The organism is Shewanella sp. 10N.286.54.B9 (genome assembly GCF_041468565.1).
In the GTDB taxonomy this organism is placed as follows: Bacteria; Pseudomonadota; Gammaproteobacteria; order Enterobacterales; family Shewanellaceae; genus Shewanella.
Genome location: NZ_JBFRIY010000085.1, coordinates 1 through 17,179, shown reverse-complemented (window position 1 = coordinate 17,179; position 17,179 = coordinate 1). Strand labels below are relative to the sequence as shown.

The window sequence follows — 17,179 nt, the reverse complement described above, 5'->3', positions numbered from 1 at the left end:
AATTGTACGCATACAATTATTGACACAATCAAATCATTAGCCGCATAATAATCGATACAAAAAGCAGATCAACGGTTTTATTGTCATGGGTACAATTTGGATTCCAACACTTGAAAACTACCAAGGCCCTTTGTATGTTCGCCTTGCAGAGGCCGCTGAAGCAGCAATTAAGAATGGCCAACTGCCAGCGGACACAAAGCTTCCACCGCAGCGACAACTCGCGGATAAAGTCGCTGTTACGGTAGGCACGGTAACCCGGGCTTATGCTTTACTTGAACAACGCGGTTATGTGTTTGCAAAAGTGGGCGCTGGCACCTATGTAAAAGGCACTCGATATCAGTCAAAACCGCAACAGGCTAACTTTGCGACTTGCGAACAACCGCTAACCAATCAAATCGGTATTATTAGTGATGCTTTAAGCGAGCTAGCTAAAGAACCACATATGATTAGCCAACTGATGCAATACCATGCAGACCCGCTGCCACAACATCAGCTCAATTTCAGCCAGTGGTTACACAAGCGTCAAATACCTCAAACTGCAGAGCAAATTGTTTTTAGTCACGGTGCCCAGCAAGGTATTTTTGCAGTCTTAAATGGATTGATGAATGCGGGTGACCACCTGCTATGTGAAGAAAACTGCTACCCCGGAATAAAAGTCGCTGCACAGCAACTCGGGCTCAATATTGAGAGAGTGTCCTTGACCCAAGAGGGATTAAACCTCGCTGAGTTAGAACGTCAAATAGTGCGCTACAAACCGAAAGCTGTGTATCTAACCCCTAACAATCAGAATCCAACATGCATTCAATACAGCCAGCAACAAAGGCAAACCATTATTGCGCTAGCACGCCAATATGATGTGGTCATTATTGAAGACGATGTGAACTACTGTTTGCCTGAAGAGTGGCACACGCCGATGTGGTGCCTTGATCAAGCATCAACCGATGATGCTCTGCAACACAAGGTGGTCTACCTATCTAGTTTATCGAAGCTGTTTTGTGGTGGGCTACGTCAAGGTTTTCTACTTTGTCCACTGCCGTTACTGGCTAAAATTAAACAGGCACTTTATAGCCAATGCTGGATGGTATCGCCCCTAAACACCGAGCTTGCCTGCCGTATTATTAGTAATAAGGTGTTCATGGGTGAAAGAGAGCAGCAAATAGCACAAAGACAGCAACTGTGTATCGCCATGGGAGAGCGTTTAGCGTTAACCCAAACATGGCGTGGCCTTAATGGTTGGTTGAAGCTTGCTCTGCCACTTAAATCTCATCATGTTGTCGCAGCGCTAGCCGCCGAAGGCATACTCATTCGTGATGGTGATGACTTTGATAATCATCAAAATCATATTCGACTCAGTATTGGTGGCACATGCGACGAAATAGAGTTTAAAAAGCAACTTGAGTTGATTGAATCTACTATTTTGAAACTAAGCCAAAGTAGCTATTCATTTGTTTAAATCCCGCAATAAGAATGTCTTAGTAACATTTTAAACAATAAAAAAGCGCAGTTTTACTTGACTGCGCTTAAATTTTGAATCGATTAAAGCGTTGCCGATTACATCTGTTGGTCAACTCTGACATAACCTTTGAGGTAAACCACTCTGACCTCATCATTGACGTTAAAAATCATCCCTTGGTCTAAATCTTGGATAACCATAACTTGCTCGCCACTGTCCAGAGTAATCATCATTTCAACTAACTTCAGCTCTTGATAGTATGAGCTGTCACCATAGCGATTACCGATCCCCGCACCTAGCAGTGCACCTAGTACCGTAGCGACATCTTGGCCTGAGCCACCACCAAATTGATGCCCAACTACGCCACCAATGAGCGCACCGCCAAACGTTTTCCAACCAGTATTTTGGTCTTCAACAAGTTGCTTTTCGGTGATGTTCCTGACTGATGCGACTTGTCCAAATTCTACTTTCTCAACGGGAACAGCTTGATTGCGATCATAAGGTGCAGCATTGAGTTGAGGTATGCTTAAAAACAAACTGATCACCATAAAAACAATTAGATGAGGTTTCAACATAGGCTTTTTTCCGCTAACTTAAAGGTATCTACATTGCCTAATTTTACTCAATTGTGAACTCACTGTCCTATTTAAATCAAGATCAACAAGGTTTTCCACCACCAGAGCAAGCACTGAGTGACCCGAATGGGTTACTTGCAGTGGGTGGCGATCTGCAGCCAGAAAGGTTGTTAAACGCTTATTACAACGGGATTTTCCCATGGTTTAACCAAGATGACCCCATACTATGGTGGTCACCGGATCCCCGTGCTGTTTTTTCACCCGGAAACTTAAGAGTCAGCCGCAGTTTAGTCAAATACCTAAAGAAACAATCTTGGACATTTAGTATCAATAAACAGTTCACTGCAGTAATTCAAGGCTGCGCGGCGCCTAGAGCCAAGCAAGCGGAAACTTGGATCTCTGACGACATCCAACAGGCGTATCTGAGTTTACATCAACAAGGTCACGCACATTCGATTGAGGTGTGGGAAGACGATACCCTCATAGGTGGGCTTTATGGACTCGCCATTGGCCAAGTCTTTTGTGGCGAATCGATGTTTCATCTTCGCACTAATGCTTCTAAAGCTGCTATGATCGTATTACAGCAGCACCTTTTACGGTGTGGATTTAAACTTATTGATGCACAGGTTGAGAATCCACATTTAGACAGTTTGGGGGCTAAATCAATAAAGCGTAAAGACTTTCTCACATTGCTTAAGCACTTAAGAGACGGCAACGTTAACCCTGATAGCTGGTTAACTACAGAGGTACCGATTGAACTCTAAATCAAGACCTATTACGGTTGGCAGAACCAAAACCTTTCCTTGCAGCTATCTAGATGAGCAGCAAGAGCAACTCTTGGTATTACAAGAGGAGATCATTGATGCTGGGTTATTTGAGCAACTGCTGGCGTTAGGATTTCGCCGCAGTAGCAGTATGATCTATAAGCCGCAATGCCCACATTGCACCGCTTGTTTACCGATTAGGCTTGAAATTGACGAGTTCAAATTGTCAAAAAGACAGAAACGAACTCTTAAAAATAACCAAGATTTAAGCTGGAAAATAGTTGACCATAAAACGGATGAGCAGTATGCCCTCTATGAGCGCTACGTTAATACACGCCACGCTGATGGTCCTATGTATCCAGCAACGCCTGAGCAATATGATAGTTTTGCGACAGCAAGCTGGACGCAACCACTGTTTATCGAGCTGTCGATTGATGACAAGCTCATTGGCGTAGCCGTTACCGACGTGCTGCCCAACAGCTTATCTGCTATCTACAGTTATTTTGACCCCGATGAGCATAAGCGCTCCTTGGGAAGTCTACTCATCTTATTGCAGACCAAGATAGCTAAGATGATGCAAAAACAATTTTTGTACTTAGGTTATCAAATTGATGAATCAAGAAAGATGAATTACAAGCGAGACTACCGACCTCATCAAATTCTTACCCACTCAGGTTGGGTTACTGAGATTGAGATCAAAAACATAAGCAAATAAACAATAATACTAATAACGTCTCTACAGCCGTGATTCGCTCATCCTTTTCTTTACAGCGAGGTGATTTTGCGGCATGATACGCCCGTTTTTAATATTTGAAGGCTAAACAGGATAACTGATTAATGGCGAAAGAAGACAACATTGAAATGCAAGGCACAATCCTTGAAACCTTGCCAAATACAATGTTTCGTGTAGAACTTGAAAATGGTCATGTCGTAACGGCACACATTTCAGGAAAAATGCGTAAAAACTATATCCGTATTCTTACGGGTGACAAGGTAACGGTTCAGCTGACCCCTTACGATTTGAGCAAAGGACGCATCGTCTTCCGTTCACGCTAAGTTATTATTAGCCTATAACGTATTTAAAAAGCCGGCTTGCGCCGGCTTTTTGTTGTCTGTCATTTGAGTAATGCTTAAGAGTGAAGCCAGTGTCTCATTGGCGACTTCACTCCTGTTTTATCATTAATGCATGGCTTTCTCTTGTGATTGCGCTTTAATGACAATCTCATCGCCCTTCACATCAACACGAGCAATACCGCCTTTCTCTAGATCACCAAATAGTATTGCATCTGCAAGCGGACGTTTAATTAGGTCGGTCACAACGCGTGACATTGGTCTTGCACCCATCGACTTGTCGTAACCCTTTTCAGCCAGAAGCGTTCTCGCCTCATCACTAACCTCAAGCGTTACAGACTTATCATCTAACTGTGCTTGTAGCTCTACCAGGAACTTATCAACCACTTTAGCGATAACGGTCATATCAAGGTGATTAAACCAGATAATCGAATCTAAACGGTTACGGAACTCAGGTGAAAACACCTTGTTGATTTCCGACAGCGCATCTTGAGTGTGATCTTGCTGCTTAAAGCCTATCGATTTGCGAATAGTCTCCTGCACACCAGCATTAGTGGTCATCACCAAGGTCACATGTCTAAAGTCTGCTTTACGGCCGTTATTATCCGTTAATGTACCGTGATCCATCACTTGTAGTAGCAAGTTATAAACATCGGGATGAGCTTTCTCTATCTCATCGAGCAATACCACACAGTGTGGATTTTTAATGACGGCGTCGGTTAACAAACCACCTTGGTCATAACCCACATATCCTGGAGGCGCACCAATAAGACGAGACACAGTATGACTTTCCATGTACTCAGACATGTCGAATCTCACTAGACTCAGGCCGAGGCATTTTGCCAGCTGACTGGTCACCTCTGTTTTACCGACCCCGGTAGGACCTGCAAACAAGAAGCTACCCACAGGCTTATTCTCGCCACCAAGGCCACTTCGAGATAAGCGAATTGCTGAGCTAAGCCCCTCAATCGCCATATCCTGACCGAACACTACCATCTTAAGGTTACGCTCTAGGTTCTTAAGCATATCCTTGTCAGAGCTCGATACCGACTTCTCTGGGATACGTGCCATTTTGGCGATGATAGTTTCAATTTCGCTTTGGCCAATGGTCTTTTTGCGTTTACTGGCAGGCAACATCGCCATACGCGCGCCCGCCTCATCGATTACGTCAATAGCTTTATCAGGCAAATGTCTATCGTTAATGTGCTTATCTGATAGTTTCGCCGCAATACTCAATGCCGCCATGGTGTAGCGAACATTATGATAATCCTCATAAGTCGACTTTAACCCTTGGAGAATTTTAGTCGTCTCGGCCACAGAAGGTTCGTTAATATCTACTTTCTGGAAACGACGAGCCAGTGCACGGTCTTTCTCAAAAATACTTTGGTATTCTTGGAAGGTTGTTGAGCCCATGCAGCGTAAATTACCACTCGATAGTAGTGGTTTTAGTAGGTTTGACGCATCCATCACTCCGCCAGAGGCTGAACCAGCGCCGATAATGGTATGGATCTCATCAATAAATAAAATCGCATGTTCATCATTTGCCAGTTCTTTGAGTAAACCTTTAAAGCGTTTTTCAAAGTCGCCACGATACTTGGTACCGGCAAGCAAGGCGCCAAGATCAAGTGAGTAAACCGTTGCTTCACTCATCACCTCTGGCACTTCTTCTTTAACGATACGGTAGGCAAGCCCTTCCGCTATCGCCGTTTTACCGACGCCAGCTTCACCTACCAATAACGGGTTATTCTTACGACGGCGGCACAAAGTTTGAATAGAACGTTCTATCTCTTCACTTCGGCCAATAAGAGGATCAATTTCACCTTTTTTAGCTAACTCGTTTAAGTTAGAGGTAAATTGCGACAAAATACTGCGCTCTTCTTCTGTCTCTGTTTGATCTTCGATGCGATTCGGTTCTGCGTCGGTGTCGATATCGTCCTTGGAAAAACCGTGTGAAATAAAATTGACCACATCAAGGCGAGTGACCTCACCTGAGCGCAATAGGTAAACGGCTTGAGACTCTTGCTCGCTAAAAATGGCGACTAAGACATTGGCGCCAGTAACTTCATTTCGCCCCGATGATTGGACATGGAATACCGCTCTTTGCAATACACGTTGAAAACCAAGTGTCGGCTGCGTCTCTTTCTCTTCTTCAGGATCGGCAATGATAGGCGTGGTTTGTTGAATAAAACTCGAGACTTCGCCTCTGAGTTTATCTAGGTTTGCTCCGCAAGCAACTAACGCCTCTTGTGCGGCCGGGTTATCGATTAATGCCAACAGTAGATGCTCAACCGTCATATATTCATGACGTGCATCTCTGGCTTGCTGAAAAGCCAGATTTAAGGTGACTTCAAGATCTTTATTTAGCATAAGCACCCCCAAAAATTAACAACAGATTCAACCAAATTAGGCCTCCTCTAAAGAACACAATAACGGATGTTCGTTTTGTCTTGCAAACTGATTTACCTGAGCGACCTTAGTTTCTGCAATACCAAAAGGGTAAATACCGCAAATCCCCTTCCCCTTATGATGAATCGCAAGCATAATTTCAGTGGCTTGTGCTTCATCTTTTCTAAAAAATAGCTGTAAAATCTCAATAACGAAGTCCATCGGAGTGTAATCATCGTTATTTAAAATAACTTTATACATAGAAGGCTGTTTTAACTCTGACTCAACACTCTCTTCTACATGTTCAATGTTTTCTGTTCTGCTCATGCTTCAATACTAGCCTCTAGTCTTGGCTTGTTCCAATTGATTATCCAACTCTATCTATTTAATAACATAAATCCTACTAAATAGTTTGTACCACTTTGTTCGTAAAATGTTACCCGCTTGTTAAAATATGCTTGACAACACGCTTTTCTGCTTTCATTCTGTTCAGTAAGCGAAGGACTTTCCTCGCTGATAAGTTTTACTATCTTACTGGGAAGTGAACAACAGAAGGAAGTGGAAGTATGGCAAGCGGAACTGTTAAATGGTTCAACAACGCCAAAGGATTCGGGTTTATTTGCCCTGATGCTGGCGGTGAAGACGTTTTTGCGCACTATTCTACCATCGAAATGGAAGGCTATCGAACTCTAAAAGCGGGTCAACCCGTCAGTTTCGAAGTAGAAGCAGGTCCAAAAGGTATGCACGCGTCAGCAATATCACCCACTAACTAGATTAGTATGTGATAAGAAATAAAAAAAGCAGAGTAGTTATCTACTCTGCTTTTTTATTGGCTGTAAAAAGACCTACATACACAGGCCCTTATACTAATTGATAAAACTTACTCGTTAATCAGTGCATTCAGCGTTGCACTTGGGCGCATTGCATCAGATGCTTTTGCCGCGTCTAGACGATAGTAACCGCCTAAGTCCACTGCTGGCCCTTGAACACCATTTAACTCGGCTACGATTGTTTGCTCATTACTCGTCAGTGCTTCTGCAAAAGCAGTGAATTGCGCTTGCAACTCACTATCTTGTGTTTGCGCTGCAACAGCCTGAGCCCAATACATTGCAAGGTAGAAATGGCTTCCACGGTTATCAAGTTCGCCCACACGGCGTGAAGGAGACTTGTTGGTATCGAGGAACTGGCCAATCGCTAAATCCAGTGTATCAGCTAAGACTTGTGCTTTAGCATTATTGGTTGTTTGGCTAAGGTGCTCTAAAGATGCACCAAGCGCAAGGAACTCACCCAGTGAATCCCAACGTAGATGACCTTCTTTTTCAACCTGCTGCACATGTTTAGGCGCACTACCACCTGCGCCAGTTTCAAACAACCCACCACCATTCATTAGTGGCACAATTGAAAGCATTTTAGCACTTGTGCCCAGCTCTAGTATTGGGAATAGATCGGTCAGGTAATCACGTAAAACGTTACCCGTTACAGAAATAGTATCTTGGCCTGCTTTAACGCGCGCTAAGGTAAAGCGTGTTGCTTCAACTGGCGACATGATATGAAGCTCAAGACCATTGGTATCGTGATCTTTCAGGTATAACTCAACCTTGTTGATGATTTGCGCATCGTGAGCACGGGCGGCATCCAACCAGAACACAGCGGGAGTTGCTGATAAACGTGAACGGTTAACGGCAAGTTTAACCCAGTCACGAATTGGCGCGTCTTTAACCTGACACATTCTGAAGATGTCACCAGCTGCAACCTTGTGCGACATAAGCACAACACCATTTTGATCAACAACGTTAACAGTGCCGGCTTCGGCAATTTCAAAAGTCTTGTCGTGGCTACCATACTCTTCGGCTTTCTGCGCCATAAGGCCAACGTTCGGCACGCTGCCCATAGTGCTTGGATCAAATGCACCATTTTTAATGCAAAAATCAATTGTTTCTTGGTAAACACCGGCGTAACAACGATCTGGGATCATCGCTTTCATGTCTTTTAGCTGGCCATCAGGACCCCACATCTGCCCTGAAGTACGAATCGCAGCAGGCATAGAAGCGTCAATAATCACATCGCTTGGTACGTGTAAATTGGTGATCCCTTTATCTGAGTCAACCATTGCCAGTTCAGCACTGCTTGCGTATACCGCGGCAATATCTGCTTCAATAGCCGCTTTTTGCTCTGTAGGCAATGAAGCGATTTTGGCGTAAACATCACCGACACCATTATTAACGTCAACACCCAACTCTTCAAATAATTGGCCGTGCTTAGCAAATACATCTTTGTAGTAAACTTTAACGGCATGGCCAAATAAAATGGGATCAGAGACTTTCATCATGGTGGCTTTCAAGTGCAGTGACAATAGTACATCCTGCTCTTTAGCACTTAATGTTTCACGCTCATAAAAGCTAACCAAAGCGGCTTTGCTCATCACAGCGGAATCGATAACTTCTCCAGCTTGCAGGGCAATGGCATTTCGCAGCACTTGCTCTGAACCATCTGTTTTGCTCAATACAATTGAAACACTACCGGCATCGGCTAGCGTGACAGATTTTTCACTACCGTAAAAATCGCCTTCATTCATGTGAGCAACATGAGACTTAGAGTCAGTAGACCATTTGCCCATTGAATGTGGATTTTTCTGAGCAAACTTTTTGACGGAACCCGGCGCGCGACGATCAGAGTTACCTTCTCGTAATACAGGGTTTACTGCGCTGCCCTTAATTTTGTCGTAACGTGCTTGAATGTCTTTTTCAACGTCATTTGCAGGCTCATCAGGGTAGTTAGGAATGTCATACCCTTTATTTTGCAGCTCTAAAATACATGCTTTTAATTGGGGAATTGATGCGCTGATGTTTGGCAGCTTAATAATATTTGCTTCAGGCGTTTTCGCCAGCTCACCAAGTTCAGCTAATGCGTCATTGATTTTTTGATCTGCTGTTAAATTTTCAGGGAATATTGAGATGATTCGACCTGACAATGAAATGTCACGAGTCTCAACGTCAACACCTGCACTTTGGGTAAACTTTTGGATAATGGGTAACAAAGAAAGTGTTGCCAGTGCTGGAGCTTCGTCAGTTTCGGTATAGATGATCGTTGATGATTTATCGTTCATTTTTCGTCCTACATTATTTTAAATTTAAGATTTTTATAATAATTATGTCTATTTTTATGATGAAAAGGTAAAAAATTCAGTCACTTTCGATTATTTATCGTCACTAACACTGTGCGATAACTTTTTATTTTATTTACCACTTCGAGGTCAATAAAGATCCCATTAACACTCAAACATAGTTGCGGATCACACTTTTATGGCCGACATCATAAAACATTCCGCGCAAGATTCAAATTCCACTAATGGCCAATGAGCAGTACAATAGACAAATTAGCCCCATATTTAAAAGTTAATTTGCGTGACTCAGCCATTTTCGAGAAAAAAAACAACTAGAAAACCCGCTAAATCTAATGGTTTCTCTGCAAAGGCGGCTAGAAAACCACAGCGCCCTGCTAAAGCAGCGAGTAAACCTAGAGAAGTTAACAATCCAGTCATTGTATTGTTTAACAAGCCTTTCGATGTCCTTTGCCAATTTACTGATGAACAGGGCCGTAAAACCCTTAAAGACTTTATTCCAGTGCCAGAGGTTTATGCCGCAGGAAGATTAGATCGAGACAGCGAAGGACTATTACTGCTGACGAATGACGGCAAGTTACAAGCACAAATAACTGAACCTAAAAAGAAAACCTTTAAAACCTATTGGGTACAAGTCGAAGGTGCTCCCAGCGAAGTGGATCTAAATAAGCTGCGTAAAGGTGTCGAGCTAAAAGACGGTTTAACCCTCCCAGCTAAAGTCAGTGTGATGAACAGCCCTTCAGTGTGGCCGCGCAACCCACCGATCCGCGAGCGAGCAAACATTCCAACGACTTGGCTGACGATAGAGATCTGTGAAGGCAGAAACCGTCAAGTAAGAAGGATGACCGCCAATATCGGTTTTCCGACACTAAGATTAATCCGCTATAAAATAGGCCAATGGAGTCTAGACGATCTTCCTAACGGTCAGTATCGACAACTAGATATGAGTGGTAAGAATGGCTGAACGTTATAAACCCAACACCACTGTCGCCTGTGTGATTGAAGCTAACGGTAAATACTTGCTGGTCGAGGAGTTGATTGAAGGAAAAATTGAATATAACCAGCCAGCAGGCCATCTTGAGGCCAATGAATCAATTGTTGATGCATGCATTCGCGAAGTGAAAGAGGAAACAGGCCTTGAGATAAAGCCGCAAGCATTGGTGTCAATCTATCAGTATACTGCGACTGAGGAGCTGGCCTTTGTGCGCTACACCTTTTGCGCTACATTAGATGATTGCCTTGAATCCAAGCCGATAGATCCTGTAATTCACTGCACAAAGTGGCTGACATTTTCTGAGATAACAAGCCTCAAACCTCAGCTTCGAAGCCCACTGGTGCTCAAATCCATCGAGGATTATCAAAACCACAAGCGCTATCCGCTCGAAGTACTCAATGATCAATGGCTTTAATTCCTTTGCTAAATGCACGCTAAGTTGATCAACTTCCGATACTGATTGGTATCAGTCCCCTAATGCATGATAGAATACGCCCCCGCAGAAAGCAGTGAGTTTTAGGCTCCCTTGTAATTCGGTTTTTAACCCATATATTTAACTGATATATGGCTGCAACGCTCGTCAAACACAAAGGTTTTATTAGGATTTATGACATCAATCGACCCCACTCATCTAGGTAAAAAAGTCATCGTCGGCATGTCCGGTGGTGTTGACTCATCTGTATCTGCTTACTTGTTAATGAAACAAGGCTATCAAGTAGAAGGCCTGTTCATGAAGAACTGGGAAGAAGATGACACGGATGAATATTGTGCGGCGGCCGATGATTTAAAAGATGCCCAAGCTGTCTGCGATAAGCTTGGTATTAAACTGCATACGGTCAACTTTGCCTCAGAGTACTGGGACAATGTATTTGAGTATTTCCTTGCAGAATACAAAGCGGGCCGAACACCAAATCCCGATATCATGTGCAATAAAGAGATAAAGTTTAAAGCTTTTCTTGAGTTTGCAGATGAAATTTTAGATGCCGATTACATCGCAATGGGTCACTATGTGCGCCGCCGCGACATTGATGGCACCAGCCAAATGCTGCGTGGTGTTGATGGCAATAAAGATCAAAGCTACTTCTTATACACACTGAGCCATGAGCAAGTTGCCCGCTCGCTTTTCCCTGTTGGCGAATTAGAAAAAGGTGAAGTACGTGATATTGCTAAAGAGATGGGCCTTATCACCCACGATAAGAAAGACAGCACTGGTATCTGCTTTATTGGCGAGCGCAAGTTCACTGATTTTCTGTCAACTTTCTTACCGGCACAGCCAGGTAATATCGAAACCAGCGAAGGTGAAGTGATTGGTCAACATCAAGGTTTGATGTACCACACCTTAGGTCAGCGCAAAGGCTTAGGCATTGGCGGCCTGAAGAATAGCAGTGAAGATCCTTGGTATGTGGTCGAGAAAGATCTAGTTCGTAATGTGTTAGTCGTGGGTCAAGGTGGTAATCACCCTCGCCTCATGTCAAATGGTTTGTTGGCTAACCAACTGCATTGGGTCGATAGAAAAGGCCCTACTGATGGCGCCAAAATCACCTTAAAAACACGTTACCGTCAGCACGATGTGCCATGTACCGTAACTTATGACAGTGACGATCAAATACGCGTTATCTTTGATGAGCCAGTCGCTGCGGTAACCCCTGGACAATCAGCTGTTTTTTACGACGGCGAAATCTGCCTAGGCGGCGGAATAATTGATGTACTAATAAGAGATTAATCCATGAGCGATCAGTTGTTTGAACGCACAATGGCTTTTGCTGGCATTTTGCAAGCAGTTGCCCAAGTACAGTACATAGCAAGACATGGCGACTCTGACAAAGAGGCACTAGCAGCGAGTTTAAACTCTGTGTTAGTGACCAACCCAGAATCAACATCTGAAGTCTATGCCGATAAAGACGCACTGAAAAAAGGCTATCAAATGATCGTTACCCAATTGGGTGACGGAAAGGAAAAAGATGTTGAAGTGACCCGTTACTTAGTGGGCATTTTAGCCTTGGAGCGAAAGCTCGCTCGCTCGTCTAATGCCATGGGGATGTTGTCGGAAAGGATCAATCAGATCCACCGCCAACTTAGCCATTTCGAAATCACTGACGAGCAAGTTATTGCTAACTTTGCCGGTATATACAGTGACATCGTCAGTGAGCTTGGCCCCAAATTACAAATTTCGGGTAACCCTGAGTTTCTTAAACGCACTCAAACCCAACAAAAGATTCGTGCACTTTTACTGTCTGCGATGCGCAGTGCAGTGTTATGGCGCCAATTAGGAGGCAAGCGTAGGCACCTTGTCTTCGCAAGAAAAACAATAGTCGACACAGCTATGAAAAGCCTCACCCTATAATATAAGACAAGTTCATCAAGGAGCTTCTAATGGAACTTTCCGCACTAACTGCTATCTCTCCGGTAGACGGTCGTTATGGTAGTAAAACCGCCTCATTAAGAGGGATTTTCAGCGAGTACGGCCTGACCAAATACCGTGTTCAAGTCGAAATTAACTGGCTAAAGCTGCTTTCTAGCTGCCCAGAAATTGAAGAAGTTCCACCTTTTAGTGAAGCTGCGCTAGCTTTACTTGATCAAATTAAAGATAACTTTAGCGTAGCTGATGCCCAGCGCGTTAAAGATATTGAAGCGACAACCAACCACGATGTTAAAGCGGTTGAATACTTCATTAAAGAACGTATAGCAGATAACGCCGAGCTTGTTGCAATTGATGAGTTTGTGCATTTTGCTTGTACTTCAGAAGATATTAACAACCTTTCTCACGCGTTGATGCTAACTGAAGCTCGTGATCAAGTGGTTGTGCCATATTGCCAAAAAATTGTTGATGCGGTTAAAGCATTAGCAAAAGAGTACAAAACCGTACCATTAATGTCGCGCACACACGGTCAGCCAGCCTCTCCTTCTACTTTAGGTAAAGAGATGGCAAACGTTGCAGTACGTTTAGAGCGTCAACTGACGCAAGTCTCTAACGTTGAAATAATGGGTAAAATCAATGGTGCTGTAGGTAACTACAATGCTCACCTTAGTGCTTACCCAGAAGTTGACTGGCATGCCCTTTCACAACGCTTTGTTACTAGCCTTGGTATCAATTGGAATCCGTACACGACTCAAATTGAGCCTCACGATTACATCGCAGAGCTATTCGACGCGTTAGCACGTTTCAACACCATCCTTATCGATTTCGATCGTGACATTTGGGGCTATATTGCGCTAGGCCACTTTAAGCAGCGCACCATTGCCGGTGAAATTGGTTCTTCGACCATGCCGCATAAAGTTAACCCAATCGATTTTGAAAACTCTGAAGGTAACTTAGGCATTGCTAATGCGCTAATGCAACACTTAGCCGCTAAGCTTCCTGTATCTCGCTGGCAGCGTGACTTAACTGACTCTACTGTTCTACGTAACTTAGGTGTTGGTATGGCTCACTCTCTTATTGCTTACCAAGCGACATTAAAAGGGATCAGTAAGCTACAGGTGAACGAAGAGCAACTTCGCAAAGAGTTAGATGGTAATTGGGAAGTACTGGCTGAGCCAGTTCAAACCGTTATGCGTCGTTATGGCATTGAAAAGCCATATGAGAAACTTAAAGAGCTGACACGCGGTAAGCGTATCGATGGTGAGCAACTAGCGGTCTTTATTGACGGTTTAGAATTGCCAGATGACGTAAAAGTTGAACTTAAGAAGATGACACCTGCCAACTATATTGGCCGTGCAGAAACTTTCGTTGACGAGCTTTAATCATTAGTTGTTAAACTACTAATGTTGTAAATAAGGCGGTAAGCTTAGGCTTATCGCCTTTATTTTTATCCTTTTTATGAGTGCTGCCATACATGTACAGTCTTAACTTAGATACCAATGCTTTTCTAACCGACTATTGGCAGAAAAAGCCGTTACTTATCAAAAATGCATTCCCTAATTTTGAAGAGATCATCAGCCCAGATGAACTTGCGGGTTTAGCATGTGAGGAGGAAGTATCTTCTCGTGTGGTCGTCACCCAACAAAACGATTGGCAGATCTGCCAAGGACCTTTTGAAGATTACGATAAATTTGGTGACAGCCATTGGCAGTTATTAGTACAAGCGCTCAACCATTGGCATCCTGATTCGGCTCATTTTATTGATGCTTTTCGTTTCATTCCTGACTGGCGTTTTGATGACTTAATGGCTTCTTTTGCAACCCCTAAAGGTGGCGTTGGCGCGCATATTGATAACTATGATGTGTTTATTATTCAAGGCGAAGGCCAGCGGCATTGGACAGTTGGAGAAAAAGGCCAATACGCTGCTAAAAATAATGACCCAACCACACCGCTAATTGAAGGCTTTGAGCCAATCATCGATGTGGTGCTGGAAAAAGGCGACATGTTATACATTCCGCCAGGTTACCCTCATCAAGGCCAGACGTTAACCACGGCGATGAGCTACTCTATTGGTTTTCGTGCTCCTAGCCAGCAAGAGTTATTCAGTGCACTCGCTGATGGGCTTATTGATAGCAATACCGGCTTAAAACGTTTTACGTCAACCTCTGAGCCCGCGATAGCTAACCAGGTAAGCGTCAGCCACCAGCAAGATATGATGGCACTTATCACTGAGCTCGCCAGTTCACCTGACAGTTATCAAGCAATGTTAGGCAGCATGTTAAGTCAAAACCGTTTTGAACTGGATTTATGCGAGCCTGATGAGCCCTATACAGCAGATATGCTAATAGAAGACATTGAACAAGGTGCAGAACTAAATCGCATTGGCGGTTTGAAAATGTTGCAGTTAGAAAATGATAGCGTTGACAGAGTATTTATTAACGGTGAAGCCTTTGAGCATTCAGCAAACATAGCTACAGATATCGGTTTGTTAGCTAACCAGTTTAGCTTTGACTCGCAGCAGACCCAAAAGTTAACGCAAAACGAAGACACCTTAACCTTGATTTTAACGCTACTCAATCGCGGTTATTTTTACTTAGGCTAAACTATCAATTTGAAAGCTAAGTTTAAGAACTTTAAACAAAAACGCCAGAATAAATGACTTATTCTGGCGCTTGAAAAACAGTCTAGACAATTAACTTACGCAGCAGGTCCCCAGATTTTATCATCAGCCTGCATTTTGTATAAACCTTCAGCGCGCGAGATAAGTAGCTCGGCAAACTGAGCTTGTGCAGGATCTTTAGTCAGACCTGAACGCTGAATATTTTCGGCTTTCATTTGCCACATCATAGAAAAATGGCGGATAGCATCACGAGCGGTTGCCGCGACATTAACATCAACATAATCAGCAGGTAAGTCGCCTGACATTACCCAAAATGTTTGCTTAGCTGGTTTTTTAGAATCCATTTTCCAAATGGCGACAAAAGGCGCTAAATAGCGACTTTCATCCGCATACACCTTATTTGGCATAATGCCTTTTTCAGCAAGAAACTTGTTCGCTTTTTGAAATTGCGTTCTGATCCACTCTTGTCTTAATGCTTCTTGGTCTTGAGCTTGATCGACTTCTTGTTCAGCCATCTCTTTCATCCTTTCTTATTGTTCTTTTGAGTCCATAGCTATGCAACTCTCTAATAATTTTACACGCCTAACTCGCTTAAATAACGCTTAAAACTTTACGTTAACGTAAAGTGGAAAGCAGAATTGCCACATGGATCACAAATAATCCGAATCTTTACTTTGTTGAGAGTATCGCTAAATGCTATCGTTCTGCAATAAATATAACAAACAGATCGCACTGTAATCTAGCAGTAGCGGCATTTTCGATGCTTATAGCGGAGATCAACAAGTGGCAGTATTCAATCACATCTCTTTTGACGACCATGAACAAGTTGTTTTTTGTCAGGACAAAGAAAGCGGCCTTAAAGCCATTATTGCAATTCATAACACAAACTTAGGCCCAGCTGTTGGCGGCTGCCGTATGTGGAATTATGAATCAGACGATGAAGCAATAACCGACGTCCTGCGTCTTTCTCGTGGCATGACCTACAAAAACGCACTAGCGGGCCTGACTATGGGTGGCGGTAAGTCCGTTATCATTGCTGATCCAAAAATAACAGACCGCGAAGCCCTCTTCAGAGCGTTCGGCCGTTGTATTGATACCTTAGGTGGCAAGTACTATTCAGCTGAAGATGTTGGCGTATCGACTGCAGATATTATGATTGCTCATCAAGAAACCCCTTATATGGCTGGTCTAGAGGGCAAGAGTGGCGACCCATCGCCTTATACAGCCCTTGGCACATATTTAGGCATTAAAGCCGCGGTAAAGCACCAGCGTGGCCTAGACAGCCTTAAAGGGCTTAAGATCTCGGTACAAGGTGTTGGACATGTCGGTTACTACTTATGTCGCCATCTGCATGAAGAAGGCGCAGAGTTAATTGTTACCGATATCCACCAAGAGTCGTTAGATAGAGTCGCCTCTGAATTTGGTGCAATCGTTGTGGCTCCGCAAGACATTTATCACCAAGATGTCGATGTTTATGCGCCATGTGCTTTAGGTGCAACAATCAATGACATCACCATCCCGATGCTTAAAGCGACAATTGTTGCTGGCTGTGCCAATAATCAACTGGCAGAGGTTCGCCATGGTGAGTTGTTGAAAGAGCAAAACATTCTTTACGCTCCAGATTATGTGATAAATGCTGGCGGCATTATTAATGTCTCTTTCGAAAAAGACTACGATCCTGCAGCGGCTACAGCCAAAGTTGAAGAGATCTACAACACACTGCTCACAATCTTTAAGCAGTCAGATGAACAAAACCGCACTACAGGTGATGTTGCTGATGAAATGGCACGCGAGATCATTAACGCTGCTAAATAATGTGTCTAGTCCTAAAATAGGT

General features: G+C 43.5%; 17 protein-coding genes. 12 read left to right on the top strand and 5 right to left on the bottom strand.

The window, feature by feature from the left end; genetic code table 11:
• Positions 1-85 precede the first annotated feature (85 nt).
• Positions 86-1,453 carry a PLP-dependent aminotransferase family protein gene (locus tag AB4135_RS21505; protein ID WP_371995466.1) on the top strand — a complete coding sequence of 456 codons (1,368 nt, stop codon included), beginning with the start codon at positions 86-88 and terminating at the stop codon, positions 1,451-1,453.
• 98 nt (positions 1,454-1,551) lie between these two features.
• Here AB4135_RS21505 and AB4135_RS21500 read toward each other — a convergent pair whose 3' ends face one another.
• Complete coding sequence (locus AB4135_RS21500; RefSeq protein ID WP_371995465.1) at positions 1,552-2,028, bottom strand: glycine zipper 2TM domain-containing protein; 477 nt, start codon at positions 2,026-2,028, stop codon at positions 1,552-1,554.
• A gap of 53 nt (positions 2,029-2,081) precedes the next feature.
• On the opposite strand from AB4135_RS21500, the gene aat reads away from it, so the two are divergent.
• The 3 genes from aat to infA all read left to right on the top strand — a co-directional run bounded on the left by aat (position 2,082) and on the right by infA (position 3,848).
• On the top strand, positions 2,082-2,792 hold the full coding sequence (gene aat / locus AB4135_RS21495) for a leucyl/phenylalanyl-tRNA--protein transferase (protein ID WP_371995464.1): 711 nt from the start codon (positions 2,082-2,084) through the stop codon (positions 2,790-2,792).
• Entirely contained in the window at positions 2,782-3,507 is a 726-nt protein-coding gene (locus AB4135_RS21490; protein ID WP_371995463.1) for an arginyltransferase, read from the top strand. Before aat ends, AB4135_RS21490 begins: the two co-directional genes overlap by 11 nt.
• Before the next feature lie 122 nt (positions 3,508-3,629).
• Complete coding sequence (gene infA / locus AB4135_RS21485) at positions 3,630-3,848, top strand: translation initiation factor IF-1 (RefSeq protein ID WP_005500725.1); 219 nt, start codon at positions 3,630-3,632, stop codon at positions 3,846-3,848.
• Between the two features lie 123 nt (positions 3,849-3,971).
• Here the strand turns inward: infA and clpA are convergent, their stop codons facing one another.
• Both clpA and clpS read right to left on the bottom strand, forming a co-directional pair.
• Entirely contained in the window at positions 3,972-6,230 is a 2,259-nt protein-coding gene (clpA, locus tag AB4135_RS21480; RefSeq protein ID WP_371995462.1) for an ATP-dependent Clp protease ATP-binding subunit ClpA, read from the bottom strand.
• Between the two features lie 36 nt (positions 6,231-6,266).
• Positions 6,267-6,575 (bottom strand): ATP-dependent Clp protease adapter ClpS, encoded by a 309-nt coding sequence (gene clpS, locus AB4135_RS21475; RefSeq protein WP_020912009.1) that lies wholly within the window; start codon positions 6,573-6,575, stop codon positions 6,267-6,269.
• Positions 6,576-6,814: 239 nt separating this feature from the next.
• Here clpS and cspD point away from each other — a divergent pair, with 239 nt between their 5' ends.
• Entirely contained in the window at positions 6,815-7,021 is a 207-nt protein-coding gene (gene cspD, locus AB4135_RS21470) for a cold shock domain-containing protein CspD (protein ID WP_012155761.1), read from the top strand.
• A gap of 107 nt (positions 7,022-7,128) precedes the next feature.
• Here cspD and AB4135_RS21465 read toward each other — a convergent pair whose 3' ends face one another.
• Positions 7,129-9,354: an NADP-dependent isocitrate dehydrogenase gene (locus tag AB4135_RS21465; RefSeq protein WP_371995461.1), complete on the bottom strand. Its 2,226-nt coding sequence runs from the start codon at positions 9,352-9,354 to the stop codon at positions 7,129-7,131.
• 298 nt (positions 9,355-9,652) lie between these two features.
• Here AB4135_RS21465 and AB4135_RS21460 point away from each other — a divergent pair, with 298 nt between their 5' ends.
• The 6 genes from AB4135_RS21460 to AB4135_RS21435 all read left to right on the top strand — a co-directional run bounded on the left by AB4135_RS21460 (position 9,653) and on the right by AB4135_RS21435 (position 15,324).
• Positions 9,653-10,333: an rRNA large subunit pseudouridine synthase E gene (locus tag AB4135_RS21460; protein ID WP_371995460.1), complete on the top strand. Its 681-nt coding sequence runs from the start codon at positions 9,653-9,655 to the stop codon at positions 10,331-10,333.
• Positions 10,326-10,778 (top strand): NUDIX hydrolase, encoded by a 453-nt coding sequence (locus AB4135_RS21455; protein ID WP_371995459.1) that lies wholly within the window; start codon positions 10,326-10,328, stop codon positions 10,776-10,778. The genes AB4135_RS21460 and AB4135_RS21455 overlap by 8 nt, the downstream gene beginning before the upstream one ends.
• A 192-nt stretch (positions 10,779-10,970) precedes the next feature.
• Positions 10,971-12,086: a tRNA 2-thiouridine(34) synthase MnmA gene (gene mnmA / locus AB4135_RS21450; RefSeq protein ID WP_371995458.1), complete on the top strand. Its 1,116-nt coding sequence runs from the start codon at positions 10,971-10,973 to the stop codon at positions 12,084-12,086.
• A gap of 3 nt (positions 12,087-12,089) precedes the next feature.
• A complete protein-coding gene (gene hflD, locus AB4135_RS21445) occupies positions 12,090-12,707 on the top strand; it encodes a high frequency lysogenization protein HflD (RefSeq protein WP_371995457.1) in 618 nt (205 codons plus the stop codon).
• Positions 12,708-12,736: 29 nt separating this feature from the next.
• A complete protein-coding gene (gene purB / locus AB4135_RS21440; RefSeq protein WP_371995456.1) occupies positions 12,737-14,104 on the top strand; it encodes an adenylosuccinate lyase in 1,368 nt (455 codons plus the stop codon).
• Between the two features lie 92 nt (positions 14,105-14,196).
• Entirely contained in the window at positions 14,197-15,324 is a 1,128-nt protein-coding gene (locus AB4135_RS21435) for a JmjC domain-containing protein (RefSeq protein WP_371995455.1), read from the top strand.
• 95 nt (positions 15,325-15,419) lie between these two features.
• On the opposite strand, the gene AB4135_RS21430 is transcribed toward AB4135_RS21435, so the two are convergent.
• The gene (locus AB4135_RS21430) at positions 15,420-15,857 is read right to left on the bottom strand and encodes a DUF4826 family protein (RefSeq protein WP_248975128.1); all 438 of its coding nucleotides are present in this window, start codon (positions 15,855-15,857) and stop codon (positions 15,420-15,422) included.
• 268 nt (positions 15,858-16,125) lie between these two features.
• On the opposite strand from AB4135_RS21430, the gene AB4135_RS21425 reads away from it, so the two are divergent.
• Complete coding sequence (locus AB4135_RS21425; protein ID WP_371995454.1) at positions 16,126-17,157, top strand: Leu/Phe/Val dehydrogenase; 1,032 nt, start codon at positions 16,126-16,128, stop codon at positions 17,155-17,157.
• The last annotated feature ends 22 nt before the right edge of the window (positions 17,158-17,179 follow it).